Source organism: Bradyrhizobium sp. CB82, assembly GCF_029714405.1.
Classification (GTDB): domain Bacteria; phylum Pseudomonadota; class Alphaproteobacteria; order Rhizobiales; family Xanthobacteraceae; genus Bradyrhizobium.
Window position 1 is genome coordinate 351536 of record NZ_CP121651.1, and the last position, 20340, is coordinate 371875.

Genomic DNA, 20340 nt, shown 5'->3' on the forward strand with positions numbered 1-20340 from the left:
GAATCCGTAGTTGTCGTGTCGCCCGCAGCTCCCGTCATGTGTCCGGCAGGAGGTGCGAATGCGACGGGTAATTGGCATTGATGTCCACCGAACCTTCGGGGAGGTGGTGTTTTGGGAGAACGGCAGGCTTCGACATGCGGGTCGCATCGATATGACGCGGACTGCGCTGGAGGGATTTGGCAAGACCTTGCTGGCCAGTGATGAGGTGGTGGTCGAAGCGACCGGCAACAGCATGGCGGTCTCGCGAGTGCTCGCGCCATTCGTGGCGCGGGTGATTATCGCCAATCCCTTGCAGGTGAAAGCGATCGCCCAGGCTCACGTCAAGACCGACAAGATTGACGCTGGTACGCTCGCCAGTCTGCAGGCGGCGGGCTACCTGCCGGAGATCTGGACGCCTGACGCGGAGACCGAACGCAAGCGCAGACTGGTGGCGCGGCGCTACCAGGTCGTGCGGCATCGCACGCGGCTCAAGAACGAGGTGCATTCGATCCTGCATGCACACCTGATCCCGAAGTGCCCGCATGGCGATCTCTTCAACGCCCGCGGCCGGGCCTGGTTGGCCGCTCACCAGTTGCCGGACGATGAGCGCGCGGCCATCGATCGGCACGTCCGTGAGCTGGACCGGCTGGCGGACGACCTGGCTCTGCTCGATCGCGAGATCGCGCAGGACGCCATCGAGGATTCCGCGGTCAACAGACTGATGACGATCACCGGCGTCAATCTGGCGGTCGCCGCCGGCATCGTGGCGGCGATCGGCGACATCAGCCGGTTCAACAGCCCGCAGAAGCTGGTGAGCTATTTCGGGCTGAACCCGCGGGTGCGGCAGTCGGGACTGGGAGCCGCCCATCACGGTCGCATCAGCAAGATCGGCCGCAGTCACGCGCGCGCCATGCTGGTCGAGGCGGCCTGGGCCGCGGCCAAGGCGCCCGGTCCACTGCATGCTTTTTTCGTGCGGATCCGCGCCCGGCGTGGCCATCAGGTCGCCGCGGTGGCCGTGGCTCGCAAGCTCACGGTGCTCTGCTGGCATTTGCTGACGAAGGGCGAGAATTACCTGTTGGCGCGCCCGGCGCTGGTCGCCAACAAGACCCGCGCGATGCAACTTCAAGCTGGACATCCGCAACAGAAGGGCAGCCGGCGTGGACCAGCCTATGCCTACAACATCAAGGCGCTGCGCGACCGTGAGATGTTGATTGCCGCCCAGGCGGAGCGAAGCTACGAACGATTGGTGTCGCAATGGAAACCGCGGCGGCCGAAACCCGGCGCGCGGGCGCCTCAGCTCGGCAGGACAAAATAGGCAGTCCGGTGACGCTTGCAGCCGACGCGTCACGCTTCGCCACGAGGTCGCCCGCGCCCGACAACCATAACCGCCGCTGACGGCAAGTGCCAGCCAGGAATGCAGTCGCGTTCCACGCCAGCATGCCGCCGTGCTCGGGCCGGTCAAGGCCAAGCCGTGCGGTGGCCGCAAACGCGGCCAGCCTTGACCGTCCCGGCGCGCGGCGGCTGCGAGACCGGTGGCCGGGACGGAAGAATGGCCCGCGGCGCGGCCGAACAAAAGAATGGACGTACGCGATTTCCGCAATCGTCATCGCGGCGGTCATAAAAAATCGCTTGTCCATCTCATCCGTGGTTCGCAAGTGGATCCAATGCTCCGCAGGGAAATCATAGAACGCCAGCAGATCGTCGCGATCCTTGGCCAGGCAATCAACTGCGCGCGCATATTTTGCACCGTATTTCTCGGCGAAGGCTTCGCGTGCAAGCTCCGCGGCAGCTCGGCTTGGCGCCATGCAGATGTCCTGCAAAGCCTTCTTCATGCCGCTCTGCACGGAGCTCGGAACCTTGTTGAGCACGTTGACGGTCTTGTGCTGCCAACAGCGCTGCCGCCGTGTGCCGGGGAAGACTTCGTCCATCGCCTTCCAGAAGCCGAGCGCGCCATCGCCGATCGCCAGTTCAGGCGCGACCTGCAGTCCGCGCCGACGAATGTCGATCAGAAGCTCGCGCCAGCTCTGGGCGCTCTCGCGCACGCCGACCTGGAAGCCGATCAGCTCCTTCTTGCCCTCGGGCGTCGCGCCGATCAAAACCAGCATGCATTCGCTGTGGTCCTCCATCCGGGCCTGCAGGAAGACGCCGTCGGCCCAGACGTAGACATAGCGCCGCGCCGACAGATCGCGGTTCTGCCAGCGCTCGTACTCGCCCTGCCATTGCGCCTTCAGGCCTGAGATCACCGATGGCGACAGGTTCGGCGCATCCTTGCCGAGCAGCGCCGAAAGCGCTTCCTGGAAATCGCCGGTCGAGATGCCGCGCAAATAGAGGATCGGCAGCAGGGCATCCAGGCTCTTCGTCCGCCGTGCCCACAGCGGCAGGATCGCCGAGGTGAAGCGGATCCGATCAGCTCCGGCCGCACCGCGGTCTCTGACCTTGGGCCGGGCGACCTCGATCGCGCCGATCCCCGTGGCAATCTTACGCGCAGGGCCAAAGCCGTGCCGCACCACCCTGGCACGGCCATCCGGCAGCTTCAGCTCCGCCGTCGTCTCCAGAAATGCCTGCAGCTCGATCTCGACGGCCCGAGCGAGCAGCTCACGGGCTCCGTTCCGCAGAATTTCTGTCAGTGGATCGTCAACCGCAGAGGGCTGACGAAAGGACAGGATGTTGGTAGTCTCGTTCATGGCGTATCGCTCTCCTTGAGAGGTTCTGGCAGGCTCGACACCGGCCTCGATACGCCGCCTCTCTCAACCCGTCATCACCCACTTTCCCGCATAGCTCCGCCAATTTCCTCGTTATCTACAATCCGTTGCGGCTTACCATAACCGACCGCTCTGGCCCTCAGGAGAGACTATCTACGGCGGCTCTGTCCTGGCATCAGCGGAACGAGCGGCGCAGGCGCGCAAGCAGGCTGACCGGCTCGCCTATGAAGCCTGGAACAAAGCGCATGCTCAGTTCAGGGGTCCGGTGCAGTCTGTCACCGGCGCCTTGTCAACTAAGCGGCCATGTCCGTTTCGGCCAACCGGGTCTCTAGCATCATGATTGTGGCCGAGAGATTGCCGTGTCTGGTACTCAGATTTTGAGCAAGGATCGGGTACGCGCTATTGGAGGGATCGGAGATACCCGTCAGCTTCTCCTCCTCTTGGATGTCGGAGTCGAGAAGCTGGACGCGCCAACGCAGATCACCGGACAATGCCGTCATCACCGAGCCTAACAAAGCCGAACGAACCATGGTCTGGCCTGTCTATTTCGAGGGCGATACAGACGACGAAGGCTATCCATACGTAGCGATCCGCTGTTTTATGCCAGGGACCATGACCTAGATCGGCAGTTCGATCAACAATGGACGCATGTGAAGCAGTTCACATCGGTAATAGGTGGTCGAGTTTAGATTAGCTTCGGTTTAAGGAGCCACCCAACGGCTGGATATTTCGTATGCGCATCCCTTAGCGAGGAGAAATAACCATGCGCTTTCCTTACATCGTAGTTGCGACAATCGCCGTGACGATCACCGCTCCCGCCGTCGCCGACCCAAGTATTACGAGCTATTACCTCGTTCAAGACAAAGAGACGAACACGTGCAAAGTCGTGGACGTTAAGCCAACCCCTAACGGAGTTCCTACGCTTGTTTACAAAAGTCGTGCGCTGGCTGAAGCTGCTATAGCTCAGATGTGGACCTATGTCGTCGAGCAGTTCGTCGGCGGCCAGAAGGTCGAGCAGATCGCCTACGAGAGCCAGATGTTTCACGCCGTGATCGAGGCGCGCGCCGATCACCACGCGCCTGCAAGTTGCCTATGAGGGCGAAGGCGATATGCGGCGGTGACGGGTGGGGGCGACCTTCAAGGGCGAGAAGGAGCCGCGCTATTTCCCGCCGCTCGATGCCGCGCCGGATCAGTTCACGCTCGGCAAGTTGCGCCCGAAGCGGAACGACAGTGGTCGGATCAAGGGCTCGCCGCTGTGGGACATCAAGCCCGACCTTCAACTGTTCTACAACATGAGCCGCGATTGGGCGCGCATGTATGCGCCCGATGTCATCTCCGGCATGTACGGCCGCGACGAGATGGAAGACGCGGGCTTCACCGTCGCGTCTGAGGCCGCGCGCGATGTCTCGCCAAAATGAATGTGGGAGCCTGCGACACGGAAATCGGTCCTCGAATATCCAGTCGCGACCTCCGCACCTCAGGCCGTGAGCTGAGCTCGACCCTCTCCAGCAGTTGCGTCGCGACACTGGAGCCCTCCAAGTAAAGGCCGATCTCGTCCCGAGGATTCTCCGGCAGACCAGATTGGGAGGCCCCAATACTGCTCGCGACGGCATGATCGTTGTCCCACGCAAGGATTTTCGCGTGAACCTTCGGGTCCCGGTAACGATCGGCATTCATGGCGATTGGCAGATGGGCCTGAGAATGACAAGAAATTCGAGTATACATCGCTGATCAACGCGATTTGGCATTCAGCGCGGCGCTCCCTAAGTAGTCCACTTTGGGAAAGGCTGCCGATCCGCGCGTTGCATCGAAGGCCTGCGTGTCGACCTTTGCTGCGCTAGAGGGCAAGAGCTGCCTCCTCCGAAACGTCTCGTCGATCACCACGCTTATTGACAGCGGCATCAGCAGGACCTAGCGTAGATTGGTATACTAGGTATACCAATGTCCCCTCCGCTCAAACGATCGCGTCTCTTTGAGCAGGTTGTCGATATCCTCGAGCAGAGGATACGCGATCGGGAATTGGTGGCTGGTGCCGAGTTGCCATCAGAACGTCAGCTCATGGCGGAGTTCGGCGTTGGCCGGACAGCGATACGCGAGGCACTGTTTCATCTGCAGCGTGCGGGGCTTGTTGATCTCCGGGCGGGTTCGCGGGCACGGATCACAGCCCCGAATGCTGAAGTCGTTATGACGTCGCTCTCGAGCAGTGCCAAATATCTGCTCTCCGACGACAACGGCGTCCGTCATTTCCAAGATGCGCGTGCCCTCTTTGAGACCGGCCTGGCACGTGATGCTGCACGCAACGCCACAGCAAAGGATATCCGCTACCTGAGCGATGCGCTTGACGCGAACTACAAGTCCATTGGCGACATCCAACGCTTTGAGGACTCGGATATAACATTTCACTACGCGATCGCTACGATCCCCAAGAATCCTATCTATGTGGTCATGCACCGAGCCATCATCGATTGGCTCGTCGACCAAAGACGTGTGACGCTCAGCTATCCCGGCCAGAACCGGGTCGCCTTCGATGCGCATGTTGCGATCTTCGAAGCGATCAAAGCACACGATCCGGAACTTGCCGATGCCCGCATGCGCTCGCACCTCGATCAGGTTGGCAAACTTTACTGGAAAGTCCGGAGGGCGGCCAAGTGAACGGCTCGTGGTCACCATCGGGTTCAAGCCAAAGCCGACTGCGATGGCTGTATTCCGTAAGCTCATCGACGAGAATTCACGCGAGCGCCAACTGGGCGACGGCGATTGCGCTTCGCCGGCCTCGTATCCATGGGCGGACGAACGCGCCCCGCTTTGCGAGATCTACAATAGTCGAGCGGCGTTCGACACGCATTATCAGCCACCGTGCTTCTCCACACTCAACGGGAGCTGCGCCGACCTGATCGTGAACAAGAACGTTGGCTGGGTTTGATCTCAACTTCGAGGGACCGAACACCAGACGCCAAACGGGAGGATGAACAATGGCTCGTGCCGGACTCAAGCAAATGACCCGCACGCCAGAGGCCAAGCTCGGACATTTCATCATCGAGTTTGCCACTCCGGGAATCGGCCATATTCTCAAACAAGCGGATTGCGATTTCGCGCTTTTCGACCTGGAGCATTCGGGCTTTGGCTTCGAAACCGTCAAAAGTGCTGCACGCTATTTCGAAGCCGCGGGGGTACCGGCCATCGTCCGCGTGCCTTCAAAGGAATATCATCACATCGCGCGCGCCTGCGACGCGGGTGCGGAAGGGATCATGATCCCGATGGTTGGCACTGCCGCAGAAGCGGAGGCCGTCGTTAATTGCATGAAGTACTATCCGAACGGGCGACGTGGCGTTGCCTTGAGTATTGCGCATGATGCCTATGGGCAGGGCCCGGTGCTCGAGAAGCTTGCGGCTGCCAACGAGCGAACAACGCTGTTCTGCCAAATCGAGACTGCTGAAGGTGCCGAAAATGCCGACGCAATCGCTGCCGTCGATGGCGTCGACTGCCTGTGGGTCGGCCATTTCGATTTGTCAGTATCGCTTGGCGTCCCCGGCCAGTTCGATCATCCGAAATTTCTGAAGGCAGTTGAGCAGACGATTGCGGCTGCCAAGAAGCACAAGAAATCACTGGGCCGCCTTGTACCGACCACCGACGTCGGAATATCGCTCTACAAGCAGGGCTTCGATTTCTGCTGCTACTCGGGTGACGTGTGGGTGCTTCGGGATGCGCTGGCCGCCGCAATCACCACCCTGCGGAAGGGATGCATGACATGAACGCGCCATTCCGTGTTGCCCTTTCGGGCGATTTCAGGAAAGCCGACGGCTCGACCGTCTATCCCGATTTCGATCTGAAGCCTCTGCTGGAGCACCCCGGCGTCGAAATGGCCTATTTGGATAACGCCGATCCTCTGCGCAGCAACGATCTTGAGGACTTCGACGCACTTATCCTGCTGGCTCACCGCTTTGGGCCAGAAAGCGCACCGAAAAGCGGCAGGCTCAGCATCATCGCTCGCTTTGGCGTCGGTTATGACACGGTGGATGTGCCGACCTGTACCGCCGCGGACATCGCGTTGGCGATCACGCCGGACGGCGTGCGCCGCCCTGTCGCTGTGTCGATCATGACCTTCATTCTGGCACTCGCCGGGAAGCTGATGGTGAAGGATAAGCTCGCCCGGCAAGGTCCAGAAGGCTTTTCGGCCCGCGGCGAGCATATGGGCTTTGGCCTGGTCGGCAAGGTGTTGGGCTCGATTGGTGTCGGCAATATCGGCGCTGAGCTGTTCCGGCTCGCCAAGCCGTTCGACATGAGATTCATCGCTCATGATCCATTTGCGGACACTAGGCTGGCGGCCGGGCTCGGAGTCGAACTCGTCGGTCTTGACGACGTATTCGCCCGAGCCGACGTCGTTACGGTGAACTGTCCACTGACGGCCGAGACACGCCACCTCGTGAACGCCGACCGTCTCGCCCTGATGAAGAAAACCGCCTTCTTCATCAATACTGCGCGCGGACCAATCGTCGATCAAAAGGCGCTCACAGACGTTCTAGCGAAACGGCGGATCGCTGGCGCGGCCCTCGACGTGTTCGAGCAAGAACCGACCGACCCGTCCGATCCTCTTTTTGCGCTCGACAACGTCATCGTGACGCCACACGCGCTTTGCTGGACCGATCAGTGCTTCGCCGAAAATGGTGCAGCTGACGTCAGGGCTGTGCTCGACATTCAGCACGGCCGAATCCCGCGCGGTATCGTCAATCGCGCGGTCCTCGAGAAACCGAACTTCCAACGCAAACTAGAGGAGTACCGCCGCCAATTTGGGAGTTGAGGAATCCTCGCCGCAAACGAGCGAGGGACATTTGAAATGTCAATCAAGGAACGGGAGGACACGATGATCAATAGACGTGATTTCGGAAAGATCAGTCTGGGTGCCGGCCTCGTCGCGACAATGGCGCGGCCGGCATGGGCCGCATCGGCTGCCGACACCGCCGTCAAGGCCGCCCAGCAATATAAGGGACGCACAATCACGATCGTCTGGGAGGCAGGCCTTCAGTCGCTCGATCCCACTCACTTCTCCGGTCCGAAGTGGAAAGAGTTGACCGGGATGGATGTGAAGGTGGTCGAGGTCGCGACTGCCGAGATGTTCACCAAGATCATGCAAGACTACAGGTCGGGTGCCGGCGCCTATGACGCTCTCAACGTGATCCCTGCCTGGATGCCCGATCTTGCCCAGGCCGGCGCGCTTGAGGTGCTCGACCCCTATGTCGAGAAATACGGTTACGCCTCCGAGCTACAGACGATTGCACCGACCTATCGCGACAACCAGATGAAAGTACGCGGCAAGATCTACGGCTTCCCCGACGATGGTGACGTTTTCCTGATGTACTATCGGCGCGACCTCTTCGAGGATCCAGCCGTACAGAAGGCCTTCAAGGAGAAGACAGGCAAAGACCTCGCGGTGCCGAAGACCTGGGCGGATTTCGATGTCGTCGGAGCTGGTCTTACGGACGTCCTAAAGGACAAGGGTATCTACGGCGCCTCCTTCTTCCGACAGCCTCCTTATGCGATGTACATGTTCGAGGAACGCTTTCGCAATGAGGGCGGCAAGTTCTTCGACGCTGACACCATGAAGGCCACGATCAACTCCGATGTCGGCGTTAAAGTCTTCACCGCCATGCGCAACGAGAACAAATTCATGCCGCCAGGCGTGGAGCAGTTCGGCTTTGTGGAGAATCTCGCGACTTTCCTGCAAGGCCAATCGGCCATGACCATCTCCTGGCCACCCTATGGGCGCTGGGCCGAGGGTTATGGTACGGACCAGGAGGCACTGAACTGGGTCCCGAAGACAACCATCGCAGGCAAGGTGGGGTACGCCTTGCCGCCGGGAGGACATCCCGAGCTCGCAGCAGGTTTTGCGTTGTCGATTTCGTCCACCTCGAAGAACAAGGATGCGGCCTATCTCTTCATCCAGTGGCTCAACAGCGAAGATGTGAGCCGCCAGCGCGTTCAGCTTCCCTATACACTACGCGATCCGTTCCGCGACTCGCACTATACGGATTCTGGCTATCTCGCCCTGTGGCCAAACGCCAAGGACTATCTGGCTGCCTTGAAGCGGGCCTCGCAGACTGGCCTTCTCGATCTGTCGCTCCTGCAAACCGACAAATATGAGGAGGTCATGCGCCAGGCGATTTCAAAGCTCTGGGCGGGCGACGATCCAAAGACGATCCTCGATGCGGCAGCAGCCGAGTGGAACGACATTACGCAGAAAATCGGCATCGACAAGCAGAAGACGGTCTATACGGCCTGGGCCGCTGAGTCCGGCGCTTATCCAAAAACATAAGCACGCCTCTCACCTCTCCCGCCTTCCAGCGGGAGAGGGTCCGCCCGCTGTCGACGACAGCACGAGACCAAAGCGGAACTCATCCCGACCTGAGCCATGGCCGCTATCGCCCATCCCGACCGCAACTTCAAATACTGGCTGATCTCGCCGGCCATTTTCCTGCTCTTGCTGGTCGGCCTTTTTCCACTGATCTTCTCCCTGGTGGTGAGCTTCATGCGCGTCACCATGCTGGAGACCGACACATCCTTTGCCGGGTTAGTGAATTACGTCCAGCTCTTTCATGACGCCAGACTCTGGCAGTCGCTCCTCCACACCGTGCTTATCATGATCATAGCCCTGCCCATCGAGCTGCTCCTCGGCCTCGCCATGGCCTATCTGTTTCTCGACCACTTACCCGGTCGCCAGCTTCTGGTTTCGCTGCTCGTGCTGCCAACAATCATCTCACCGATCGTCGCCGGCGCCACATGGCGCCTCCTGCTCGACAACCGTTTTGGTCCGATCAACCAGATCATTGGCTGGTTCGCTGGTCACCCTGTGCCGGCTCTGTGGACGGTCAACCCCGGACTCGTCTATCCCGCCATCATCTTCTGTGAGATCTGGCAGTGGACACCGTTCATGTTCCTGATCTTGCTCGCCGCCCTTTCCAATGTCGATCGCTCATTGACCGAGGCCGCTGAGATTGACGGAGCGCGGTTCTGGCGCAGCTTCCGCTACGTTGTCCTCCCCGCAATCTTTCCAGTCATGTCGATCGCCATTCTGATCCGTGGCCTCGACCTCTTCCGCATCTTCGACATCATCTGGGCGCTCACGGCGGGCGGTCCCGGCACGATGACCGAGACCATTTCGGTCTATACCTATGTCCAGGGCTTCAAGCAGTTCGAGTCGAGCTATACGGCGGCGATCGCCTTCCTTGTCATCGCGCTTCTCACCGTTATCGTGACCTGGGCCATTCGGCGCATGGGGCTGGCAAAATGAAGGACGTACCGTTTCATCGCCGCAAGGAAACGAAGCTCGTTTTGCGCTATCTCATCGCAATGGTTCTCGTCATTATCTTCGTCTTTCCGATCTACTGGCTGTTTGCCATTTCGTTCAAGACGCCAGGTGAGATCTTCTCTTTTCCGCCGGTGTGGTATCCGAAGAGCATCCAGTTCAACAATTATGCGGTCCTGTTCAAGGATGGCGATGCCAAAACAGTCGGCAACAGCCTGGTACTGTCTTCGGTATCAACCTTCTTCGCCATGATCTTCGGCACCATCGCCGCCTACTCACTGGCGCGTTTCAAGACAGGCGGCGAGAACCTTGGCGTATGGATCATATCGCAGCGCATGATGCCTCCCGTGGCGATCGCATTCCCGATTTTCCTCTTCTACGTCTGGCTCGGCTGGGTCGATACCTACATCGGGCTCATCATCCTCTATACGGCGTTCAGCCTGCCGTATGTGATCTGGATGATGCGCGGCTATATCGAGGAGATTCCGCTGGAGCTCGAAGAGAGCGCCCTCATCGACGGCTGCAACCGCTGGGAGGTCCTATGGAAGGTGGTATTTCCGATGGCGCGCTCCGGACTGTTCGCCACCGCCGTCTTCACTTTCGTCTTTTCCTGGAACGATTTTCTGTTTGCACTGGTCCTCACCCGCACCGAGGTCACGACCTACACGGTCCAGGTCACGCACTACTTCGGCGGCCAGTCGAACTTCTGGTCCAAGATCGCCGCGATGTCGGTGCTCGGGACCATTCCCGTGTTCATCACCGTCGCAACGCTGCAGCGCTATCTCGTCCGCGGCATATCCATGGGCGCAGTCAAGGGTTAACTCGTGTCGGACCTGAAGATTACCGGACTTCACAAGCACTACGGCACATACCATGCCGTCAAGGGAATCGATCTTGAGGTGCCCTCGGGCGAGTTCACGGTACTGGTTGGCCCATCGGGATGCGGTAAATCAACCCTGCTCCGCACCATCGCCGGACTAGAGGAAGCGAGCGCCGGCACAGTTGAAATCGGCGGAAAGAACGTCACGTGGGCCCGCCCGCGCGATCGCGACATCGCGATGGTGTTCCAGAATTACGCGCTCTATCCCTATCTCAACGTCTACGAGAACATAGCATTTGGCTTGCGGGCGAGGAAAGTTGCGTCCACCCAAATAGACAAACGCGTGAAGCGTGCCGCCGACATGCTCGGCATCGCGCAACTTCTCGACCGATTTCCGCGTGAACTTTCTGGCGGTCAGCGCCAGCGCGTCGCGATCGGCCGCGCGATCGTGCGCGACGCGCTGCTCTTTTTATTCGATGAACCGCTGAGCAATCTCGATGCCCAGCTTCGCGACGACATGCGGGTTGAGATCAAGCGGCTCCATCAGGAGCTTGGCCGCACCATCATCTACGTCACTCACGACCAGATCGAGGCGATGACGCTCGCTGACCGCATCGCGCTGCTGCGTGACGGCAAGATTGAACAGCTCGGCGCGCCGCTGGATTTGTTCGAGCGGCCGGCAACGCGCTTCGTGGCCGGCTTCCTCGGCAGCCCAAAGATGAACTTCCTTCCCGCTACCATCGAAGCCGGCGAAGTGATCCTTCGCGACGGAACGAGGCTCCCCCTGCCCACCGGGCGCAACGCGACTAATGGCCAGGCCGTCGTTTTGGGGCTCAGGCCCCAGCACATTGCCAAGGCGGGTGCGAGCGCCGCGCCGGGTCACGCGCGGTTGGTCACCACCATAGAGCTCGTCCAACCGACAGGCTCGCGGGTGCAGGTCAACATGCCGCTCGGCGGAAGCAGCATCACCGCGGAATTCGCGGCTCACGAGGTCACCGCCACGGGCGAACAGGTCCGCATCGATATCGACATGATCCGCGCCGTTCTGATCGATCCACAAACTGACAAGGTCATTTGAGGAAGCCGCCATGGCCCAGAAGAAGCCGAGCCGCGCAATCAAGCTCTTCGGAACCGAAGCCCCTGACGGCAAACGCCGCGAATTGAGAGCCGGTCCCATCTCGGCAGTCTTCGACAGCGGCGCCTTGCGCTACATCCGCTATTACGGCGAAGAAGTCTTGCGCGGAATTGCCTATCTCGTGCGCGACAAGGACTGGGGTACCTATGCTCCGGCAATCGACAACCTGAAGATCCGCCAAAACAAGAACAGCTTTGCCGTCGCTTATCATGCCACCTGTAGAGACCAGCACCAGGCGATCCATTACTCCGCGAAGATCGACGCAAGCGATGATGGGACACTGAGGTTTTCGGCAGAAGCAACGCCACTCTTTGACTTTCTTACCAATCGGACAGGCTTTGTCGTGCTGCATCCGCTTGCAGGAACGGTTGGACGACCGGTTGACGTCGTGCACACGGATGGGAAGAGAGAGAGGCGCAAATTTCCGAAATTCATCAGCCCCGGTCAACCCATCTTCGAAATCCGCTCACTTAAGCACGGGCCGTTGCCCGGCGTTGCCGTGACCGTTCTGATGGAGGGAAACAAGTTCGAAATGGAGGACCATCGAAACTGGATGGATGCCTCCTACAAGACCTATGTGTGCTCGCTGCTCGATCCCTGGCCGTACACGCTGGAGAGGGGTAAGAGCTTCAGCCAGTCAATCACCCTCACCGTCTCAGGCAAGCCGCCGAAATCGAGACCAAGGGCATCCGCTGCCGCCACGACCGTAACTCTTGGGGGCACGAAAGGCCGCATTCCGCAAATCGGCGTCGGCGTGCCGATGGCAGAAGCCGCAGCGGCGCTCGAGGCCGTGGACCTTATCGCTGCGGCGCGGCCTCAGGCGCTCGTTTGTCAGATCGACGGGCGCGAGCGAGGACAGGAAGAGGCCGCTGCAAGCTTCCGCGATCTGTCACGGCAAACAGGAGCTCCGGTCACACTTGAGATCATTTTGCCGGCCAGGGAGCCGGCCGACAAGGAAATGCCTGCGATCGCGAGCGCAGTGAATGCTGCGGGGCTCACACCAACGTCCGTTGTCGTCACCCAAATGCACGATCTCAAATCTTTTCAACCCAACACACCGAGACCCTGGGGGCCCACCTACGAGGAAATGGCGACGGCGGCCCGAGCCTCTTTTCCGAATGCCGTGCTTGGCGGTGGCATGCTCTCCTATTTCACCGAACTGAACCGCAAGCCCGTCCCCAAGGGCGTGTTTGACTTCATCACGCACACCGGCTGCCCCATTGTACATGCGCCAGACGACATCTCGGTCATGGAGACGCTTGAGACTCTTCCGTGGATCTTCGCTTCAGCACGCGCCATGATCGGCAAAGTACCCTATCAGATCGGACCGACCGGTATTCCATGTCGTGACAACCCCTATGGCGCAGCGGTTGCGCCAAACCCCAACAACAGGCGGGTCTGTCTCTCCGATAAAGATCCCCGACAGCGCGGCCTCTTCGCCGCTGCATGGAGCCTCGGATATCTGTCGGCGGCGGCAAGAGCCGGTGTCGACGCCGTCGCCCTCGGCTCTGCCACCGGTTCGCAAGGGATGATCTATCGCAAACTGCCCCATACCCAGCCGTGGTTCGACGGCCGCGAGGCCAGACTCTTCCCCATCTACCATGTTGTTGCAGGACTTGCCGCAGCGAGCGGAGCAAGATCCATCGACACGGATTCGTCTGCACCGTCAAAGCTTGCCGCTCTTGCGCATCGCGACAAGGCTGGAAATGTCCTTTGGCTTGCCAACCTCTCAGGCGAGATCAGGCGCCTGAAGGTACAGGGCTTCGATGGCACTGCAAGAGTGGACGTTCTCGACGAAAGAAGCTTTGAAGCGGCGGTGCACGATCCAGCCTGGCTCGACAGCAACAGCACGTTCATCCGCAGGGTTGGAAGTTTTGAGCTTCCGTCCTATGGGATTGTCCGAATCAAGAGCGCCTGATCTCCCGTTAGCGCACTAGACTGCAAGCCGATCATCTCAGAGGGATTGCGCGACCGCTTTGATGCAGCACCCGTCGGAATATAGTTGGTAGGATACCAGGGCCCGATGTTGATGTCGCTGCCGGCGGCGACGGCGTTGCCGGTGGCGCCAAGCCTTGCGGCAGTGGTCGGAGCGGGCACGCCGGCCGGCCCGCGGATGGCCTTCACGGGCCGACTTCGCGATTTTGGTCGCGTTGACCATGTCCGACTGGTCTGCCTCTGCGGCAACAGTACTGCCTGGCGTCCTTGCTCTCACAGAGCGTGACATGGCCGCCCACCGATCCGGCTGGAGACCATTACGGCGCCAGGCGTCGGGTCGCGCTGCATCGTGGGCTTCTCGATGAGCTTCGCGCCCCCTTCCTGGGCCAGCGACATGGACACGCTCCGTGTCGCGATCTCGCGAAAGGAGCCGTAGCTCCGCGATGTAGTTGCCGGCATCCCGCAAGGTGACCAGCTTGCCGCCGCCCGGCACCGTGATCGGATCGTGAAATGGCCGCCCCCAGCCCTTGGTCATTTCGTATTTCGATATCCCGTTACAGAAGCTGGCGGCTTGCCGGAGTCGAAATCAGGTCGAACGTCCGCACATCGGGCCGGCGAGCGGCGCTCAAGGCCACGCTAAAGCTACAGCGGTAGTCCGCGCAATAGATCAGGACGCCTTGCACGCCAATCTCGCGCATGTCTCCGAAAGTGATCTTTTGAGGCCTCATGCCGGGATCATTGCGCCGATCGCGTCCGGAGATGAAGTCGCTAATCCTTGTAGTAACGTAGGCGAGCGGCACCAGCGCAAGGTCAACCGCTGTGATGAGGTAGTGCACCTATCAGGTGCACGTTGACAGCTCAGACCAATGAGCGCAGCATGCCTTCGCAGAGGCAACTTCCACAAAGGAGACCAATCCGCTCATGGTGAGGAATTTCCTCACCACTCAACGTTTTGCGTCAACTTTGGAGGAAGCCATGTCTGCATCTCTCATCCCCCACATTGAATCTCTCCGCTTTCAGTACCTCGGAACCGACACCGTTCTGCTCGTGCTGGAGACCAGCGACGGCCCGGAGCGGTTCACGATGCCGACGCGCGCCATATTCGAGTTCTCTAAGCGGAGCACTGAATGCATAAATCAAAATCTGGCGCCGGCGCTCTCGGACATCTGCGCGCTGTAGACGCGCTCTGAGTGGTGGATATCGGGAATTGGCCCGGCATCTTGCCGGGCCTTTTTCATGGTGGATACCGCCACCTTCGAGCGCCGTCCCCATTTGTTCCTATTGCGACGTGTTGCGCGACGCATGATCATAGCTCGCAGCACAACCGCGGACATCGCCGCACTTCGCATTTGCGCTTAACGGCAATCCAGCTCGCCCAGAACGGCACATCGACGCCATTCAAGGTGACGGACCACCCCATCACAATCCGGAGAGCGGCATACGGAAAACAAATGGTTTTCGTACGCAGCGGCCGCGCGAAAGCGAGCGCGTGAGCCGCGCGGACTGCCGACGCCCTCGAGGGATGGTCGTCGCCACCCACGAGAGGCAGTAGCTCGCAGCACTTGGGAGCCTTCGGCGACATGCGCCAGATGGGGGCGCGGGGCGTCGGTCTATTGCGCCGACTACCGTTGCAGCCACTTGGTTGCCTTCAGCGCCGACCGCTGGCCAGGATGAGATGAGGCTATCCGACGTCGAGCGAGCGGATCGGTCAACATCACCCTGCCAGCAACGCCCAATGGATGAGCGATCAAAAAGGCGGCGCGCAAGAGTAGCGACGTCCTGTCATTTGGCCCAATCGTCCCCGTAGAGACGTGTCATCTTGCCGTAGGCCCGGCGGATGAACAGGCGTTCGACAATACCATGCCTGAAACATAGGCCGCCACGAGCGCCGATCCGCAGGCGACGTATGGGTTTAGCAACTCAAAGTAAATGTTGATGGCGGCTCCGGTCAGGATGACGACCACCATGACGGCATTACGGACAATTTGAAACATTTTCCCTCCCAGCCCGGGAGGTATCTACCAAAACAAACCCCAAGGCGGCAAGTCGAGCCACGCTTTACCTGCACTGCCTGCGGGCGCCGCGGTGCCGACGTCCGGCCGAACTTCAACTGGGATAAGCCGCCCAGCCCCTCGATGGGACATCGGAACACGGTCAAGTGACGCTAGGCTCCGGGGATGGCAGGGGGCGGCCGTTGAGTGGCCCCAAGCGGTGTGAGCTACTTCACATGACTTTTTGTGGCTCTATTGCAAGCTGCGACTTTCGCGGGAGGAGAAAGTCATGAAGCGCCCATCTCGGTCGTCCATCAAAGGACTACTCTTCGTTACGTTGCTGATCCCTGCGGTTTTCACTAACGCGTATCTGAACAATTTCAAGAAAGATCCGCAACGTTGCGGAGAACACTGTCGGTCAACGATCGACGCTGTACAAAACGCATTCCCTAATGCGGTAGAAGCTATCGCGAAGAAGCTCCCTAAAGTGCGGGCATAGCGCGCTACGAGAAAGGCCCGCCAGCGTGAACCGGCAGGCCCTTTTGTTCTCGTGCCGCGGTTAGACCCAAAACGACCCCAGCCAGGGGGATGCTGGGGCCGTCAAGTGCTCAACCGCGTTCGGTCATGGTGTGTCAGGCAGGACCGAAGCATGAGAACGAACACCGCCCATTGCCACCTGTTCCTATCGCCATGAAGAGGTACCTCCCTTGAGGCGCGGCAGCGCGTCACACCTTGTGGCATGGCCATTGCACAGTGAAATCAACTGGGATTTCAGTGCTCAGTTCGAGAATAAAGCGCTGCCGGGACCTGTATTTCGAGCCCAACGGTCGCTTTTTCATAGCTTATTTGAGGAAACACATTGGGCGACAAGGAATCTCAGCAGATCAGATTCATCGTGCGGCAGGGAGGCAGGGGTGGCTGGATGGTTTACGATCGCGAACGGAAGGGGCCAGCACTTATTGGGATGAGTTTAGCGGAGGGCTTAACCAAAGAACAAGCCGAACGAGCTGCGCGGCTTCTGACTGCTGGTGGACAGGACAATCTTTAGAGAGCGACCCAGCTCCAGTTAGAGCAGCTCCGACTGTCACAAGTAAGGCTGCCCGCTCGTGATGTGCTGGGCCTTGTCGGCGAGGTTTGGCATGCGATCGTGATGGTAACGAGGTTCGTCGAGCGGTTCACTACTGCGGCGGTCATGCTTGGTGCCGTCATCTTGACGGGCGCGATCATGTTCACTTCACGCTGGAGCATCGCAGAAATGTGCGGGCGGGTCGGGGTTGCTCGGCTCGATCGATGGACTGGACAGATTGCCTGGTGCATTCCAACGGCAACGGAACCGCCAAGCAAACTTGCTTGCGAACTGCCCGATTATAATTGGCAGAAAGTGAAGCCATAAAGCAAAGCGCGACCGACGCCCCCTGCAGAAGCGGCCTGCCAGTCCGGCCTCCATCAACCGGCTTTGGTTTCCCGGCTCAGCCACTCGTCCAGCTCCTCGGAATCAATTCGCCAGGAGGGCGATACACCATCCGCTGTTCGAGCTGCCAGCCGGTAGCCTTTCCGGCGGAGCTTGGTCGCCAATTTCTTCGCGCCGGCCTCGTCGCTACACTCAACGGACATGCCTCCGTACAGGACGACCCACGTGAAGGGCTTTGGTTTCTCGGGGTGTCGTCGCCTCGAAACGTGACGCATGACTATAAACCCCAAATTCTAAGCCTTCAGAGTTCAACCATTATTAGATACCCTGTTCAGAGGTTTCGCAAAGAAAAGCAACCTAGGTGCGACTATGCCGCATGCGCGCGCGAGTTGTGACTGCCGGCCCGAATAGAACATTCGGTGTATTCATTTGCGATCCACGTGATCAACCCGAGTACAAGGCCCGCCAGCGTGAACCGGCGGGCCTCTGATGCTGGTGATCGAACTCCGGGGGGCGAGCATGTTTGCCCGGATCGGCATCATGCGTGCCTTGAACCGCCAAGCTGAGCGGGTGTTTAATCCCGATCTCAGAGAACATCGTCGGGGGCGGCGAAAACTGGCGAGGGACCGATGAAGGATAAGAAATTGCTCGCTTCGACATTGCGCGAGGCTGGCAAGATTCTGCGCGAGCACCGTGAGATGGGCTCGCGTAATCCAGCTACCACAATTCAGCAACTGATTGATTTGCTGGATACGCCTGAACTGTTGAGCGGGTTGAGAAGGGTAAGGAGAAGTGAATCGGGATAGGGGGAGTCTCGCGACTCCTCCCCTCCCACACCACCGTACATACGGGTCCGTATACGGCGGTTCACCGGATTGAGCACGAGCGGTTTGTTTTGCGTTCGTGCCAGAGGCTCAGATAGTGGGTTCTGTCGTGCTGGCTTCAGCCCTTTGCGCCGCGCCGTCCGGGCTTCACCCATTCCCGCTGCGCCGAAGGCCAGTGCCCTGGATTTTCAGCCGCATGGCCAGCTCGAAGTTTCCACATCCAAGCGTCTTTCCAGCTTTCGGGCCTTCAGCGAAACTCGTTCCGCCTGTCGGGTCGGAGGAGGCGCGCTCGATTGCTCTTGCGCTGGCCTCCGTCCGCCGCACAAACTGGACGTGCAGTTTTCCCGCATCCAGCTTTCATGAACGGGCTCTCGCGGCCTGAAGCGAAGGGATCAGTGAGACCAGCCCTACCAGCTTGAACTCTGTACGCAGCCGTCTCGTCGGATATTCCTTCCAGGCTGCGTTCCGCCACCGCTTGGTGCGGTGCGACCAGAGCCTTCGGACGATCCAACCATCCAGTTGATGGAAGCGTTTTCTGACATGGGAGCGACAGTAGTAGTTTCCCCATCCTCGGATGATCGGGTTGATCGTCTCGATCAATTCGCCCAGACGCAGAGGCATCCGCCTCTTGGTCAAGGCCCTGATCTGATCCTTGAATCGGTCCACCGACTTCTGTGTGGGAATGGCATAGAGATTCTGCCGGTTCAGTTTGGATTTGATCCGGTCGCGGGTCAGCTTGTATCGAGCTTTCCCCCGCTGGATTTTAAATCCCAGGAACTCGAAGCCATGTGCGATGTGAACGATCCGGGTTTTCTCCCGGTTGAGCGTCACACCAAGCGTTTCGAGAATCCTTCCTGCTCGCGCCAAGGCGTGTTCCGCCTCCGCTCGAGTCCGACAGGTCACAACCCAGTCATCTGCCCAGCGTGTGAGCCGGTACCCGGAGCGGATGAAGCTGGTGTGCGGCGTCGTGCTTGGTAGCGCGGTGGTGCTCGAATTTTTGCAAACGCTGACGCCGGATCGCCACGGAAGATTGCTGGATGCATCCGAAAAGGTTATTGGCGGATTGCTCGGGATTTTGCTCGCCAGCATCGTTTTGCGCGTGATGGAGCGTTGGACAGCTGCGTCTGATGTTTAGCCGCTCGGTCGCTACTAAGTCCTCAGCACCCCAAATACGGCTTCCCACGCTTAGGCCGCGGCAGCCTCTTTTGGGTGGACTTCGGTTTTGCCGTCCTGCCCCCCTTCGAACGCCGGCAATCATTGCCAAGACGGACATGGAGCGCCGAGCGCTGCGGCAACTCGCCTCGAGAAGCCGGCGAGTCCGGATCTGAAATGATGACCATGCGCACGCCCAGCGCTTTCAATCGGCTCGAGCGTCAATCGTCCGAGAACGCTCTTGCTCGGGACTGGTTGGAGCAACTTGGAACAAAACCCGTCGGCCAGCCCCGTCTCCTCATCGAGTGCCGCTCTGGATACTTGGAGCTGTTCCGCCCTCGACCTTAATGACGCATGCAACTGCTCGAAGCTCTCTGCCTCGCTGTAGAGCGGGTGTCGCGCGGATACATTCGCGGCGTGAAGCACGGCAGATTCAATACGTATTCGAGATAGTGGCCGCATGAGCGTTGATCTGGATGATCTTTACCCTTTCAAGCACTCCGGTACTCTCAACTTTACCCAAGAGTTCTTGGCCGAGATGCTTGGCGCGCAACGGACGAGTGTCACGTTGTCGGCTCAAACGCTGCAAGAAGCCGGATTGATCGAATATAAGCGAGACAAAATCCACATTCTGGATGTAAACCGTCTGCAGGAGGCAGTTTGCGAGTGCTACCAAGGCGGTGAATGATAAGTACGCAGAGATAGCGACCCCGAGCGATCGTTAGCTAACGTGCTGCCCCACGACTTTAGTGTTGTGTCTGATCCAACGTTTTGAGCAAGGCGTGGAGAAACGCGCTCGCATGATCATAATTGATATCGCCGTCGGCCACAGCATGCACGCGGGGGTTCAGCACGCCGCCCACCGTTTCTGGACCAAGTGCCTCGGCGCGTTCTGACCATAGATCGAGGAGGTCATCACAAATATCTCGACTCGACGTAAATAGCTTTAGCAACCGAGATGCACCGTCGTGATTTTTATTGAGTTCTGCGGCGAATGCATGGAATGCGAAAAAGCTTCGGAAATCGTCGCGCGATACTGCTCGCCTAGCCATGAATATCTCCGACCAGAACGCAATGATGAGCTAATCAGC

At 59.5% G+C, this 20340-nt stretch carries 20 protein-coding genes and 1 pseudogene; 16 read left to right on the plus strand and 5 right to left on the minus strand.

The window, feature by feature from the left end:
- The first annotated feature begins 76 nt into the window (after positions 1–76).
- Positions 77–1294 carry an IS110 family transposase gene (locus QA640_RS45580; RefSeq protein WP_283043873.1) on the plus strand — a complete coding sequence of 406 codons (1218 nt, stop codon included), beginning with the start codon at positions 77–79 and terminating at the stop codon, positions 1292–1294.
- A 316-nt stretch (positions 1295–1610) separates the two neighbouring features.
- Here QA640_RS45580 and QA640_RS45585 read toward each other — a convergent pair.
- A pseudogene (locus QA640_RS45585) lies at positions 1611–2663 on the minus strand (IS256 family transposase); the annotation flags it as partial.
- Positions 2664–2974: 311 nt separating this feature from the next.
- Positions 2975–3211, minus strand: a complete 237-nt coding sequence (locus QA640_RS45590; RefSeq protein ID WP_283043801.1) for a hypothetical protein — start codon at positions 3209–3211, stop codon at positions 2975–2977.
- 233 nt (positions 3212–3444) lie between these two features.
- Here QA640_RS45590 and QA640_RS45595 point away from each other — a divergent pair, with 233 nt between their 5' ends.
- From QA640_RS45595 to QA640_RS45650, 12 genes are all read left to right on the plus strand, one after another.
- Positions 3445–3777, plus strand: coding sequence for a hypothetical protein (locus QA640_RS45595; protein ID WP_283043802.1), 333 nt, complete (start codon positions 3445–3447; stop codon positions 3775–3777).
- Positions 3778–3805: 28 nt separating this feature from the next.
- On the plus strand, positions 3806–4099 hold the full coding sequence (locus tag QA640_RS45600) for a recombinase RecT (RefSeq protein ID WP_283043803.1): 294 nt from the start codon (positions 3806–3808) through the stop codon (positions 4097–4099).
- Between the two features lie 523 nt (positions 4100–4622).
- Positions 4623–5333 carry an FCD domain-containing protein gene (locus tag QA640_RS45605; RefSeq protein WP_283043804.1) on the plus strand — a complete coding sequence of 237 codons (711 nt, stop codon included), beginning with the start codon at positions 4623–4625 and terminating at the stop codon, positions 5331–5333.
- Positions 5334–5340: 7 nt separating this feature from the next.
- The gene (locus QA640_RS45610) at positions 5341–5604 is read left to right on the plus strand and encodes a hypothetical protein (RefSeq protein WP_283043805.1); all 264 of its coding nucleotides are present in this window, start codon (positions 5341–5343) and stop codon (positions 5602–5604) included.
- A 49-nt stretch (positions 5605–5653) separates the two neighbouring features.
- A complete protein-coding gene (locus tag QA640_RS45615) occupies positions 5654–6433 on the plus strand; it encodes an aldolase/citrate lyase family protein (protein WP_283043806.1) in 780 nt (259 codons plus the stop codon).
- Positions 6434–6540: 107 nt separating this feature from the next.
- A complete protein-coding gene (locus QA640_RS45620) occupies positions 6541–7479 on the plus strand; it encodes an NAD(P)-dependent oxidoreductase (protein ID WP_283043874.1) in 939 nt (312 codons plus the stop codon).
- 63 nt (positions 7480–7542) lie between these two features.
- Positions 7543–8991, plus strand: coding sequence for an extracellular solute-binding protein (locus QA640_RS45625; RefSeq protein ID WP_283043807.1), 1449 nt, complete (start codon positions 7543–7545; stop codon positions 8989–8991).
- Positions 8992–9087: 96 nt separating this feature from the next.
- Entirely contained in the window at positions 9088–9966 is an 879-nt protein-coding gene (locus tag QA640_RS45630; RefSeq protein ID WP_283043808.1) for a sugar ABC transporter permease, read from the plus strand.
- Positions 9963–10802, plus strand: coding sequence for a carbohydrate ABC transporter permease (locus tag QA640_RS45635; protein WP_283043809.1), 840 nt, complete (start codon positions 9963–9965; stop codon positions 10800–10802). Before QA640_RS45630 ends, QA640_RS45635 begins: the two co-directional genes overlap by 4 nt.
- A gap of 3 nt (positions 10803–10805) precedes the next feature.
- Positions 10806–11879: a sn-glycerol-3-phosphate ABC transporter ATP-binding protein UgpC gene (gene ugpC / locus QA640_RS45640; RefSeq protein ID WP_283043810.1), complete on the plus strand. Its 1074-nt coding sequence runs from the start codon at positions 10806–10808 to the stop codon at positions 11877–11879.
- Positions 11880–11889: 10 nt separating this feature from the next.
- Positions 11890–13854, plus strand: coding sequence for a hypothetical protein (locus tag QA640_RS45645; protein WP_283043811.1), 1965 nt, complete (start codon positions 11890–11892; stop codon positions 13852–13854).
- A 938-nt stretch (positions 13855–14792) separates the two neighbouring features.
- On the plus strand, positions 14793–15050 hold the full coding sequence (locus QA640_RS45650; RefSeq protein ID WP_283043812.1) for a hypothetical protein: 258 nt from the start codon (positions 14793–14795) through the stop codon (positions 15048–15050).
- 635 nt (positions 15051–15685) lie between these two features.
- On the opposite strand, the gene QA640_RS45655 is transcribed toward QA640_RS45650, so the two are convergent.
- Positions 15686–15865: a hypothetical protein gene (locus QA640_RS45655; protein WP_283043813.1), complete on the minus strand. Its 180-nt coding sequence runs from the start codon at positions 15863–15865 to the stop codon at positions 15686–15688.
- Positions 15866–17902: 2037 nt separating this feature from the next.
- Between QA640_RS45655 and QA640_RS45660 the strand changes: the two genes are divergently transcribed.
- Positions 17903–18079: a hypothetical protein gene (locus QA640_RS45660; protein WP_283043814.1), complete on the plus strand. Its 177-nt coding sequence runs from the start codon at positions 17903–17905 to the stop codon at positions 18077–18079.
- 375 nt (positions 18080–18454) lie between these two features.
- Here QA640_RS45660 and QA640_RS45665 read toward each other — a convergent pair whose 3' ends face one another.
- Positions 18455–19000, minus strand: coding sequence for a group II intron maturase-specific domain-containing protein (locus QA640_RS45665; RefSeq protein WP_283043875.1), 546 nt, complete (start codon positions 18998–19000; stop codon positions 18455–18457).
- Positions 19001–19043: 43 nt separating this feature from the next.
- Here QA640_RS45665 and QA640_RS45670 point away from each other — a divergent pair, with 43 nt between their 5' ends.
- Positions 19044–19232: a hypothetical protein gene (locus tag QA640_RS45670; RefSeq protein ID WP_283043905.1), complete on the plus strand. Its 189-nt coding sequence runs from the start codon at positions 19044–19046 to the stop codon at positions 19230–19232.
- Positions 19233–19709: 477 nt separating this feature from the next.
- A complete protein-coding gene (locus tag QA640_RS45675) occupies positions 19710–19937 on the plus strand; it encodes a helix-turn-helix domain-containing protein (RefSeq protein WP_283043815.1) in 228 nt (75 codons plus the stop codon).
- A 58-nt stretch (positions 19938–19995) separates the two neighbouring features.
- Here QA640_RS45675 and QA640_RS45680 read toward each other — a convergent pair whose 3' ends face one another.
- Positions 19996–20301 (minus strand): hypothetical protein, encoded by a 306-nt coding sequence (locus QA640_RS45680; protein ID WP_283043816.1) that lies wholly within the window; start codon positions 20299–20301, stop codon positions 19996–19998.
- Between the last annotated feature and the right edge of the window lie 39 nt (positions 20302–20340).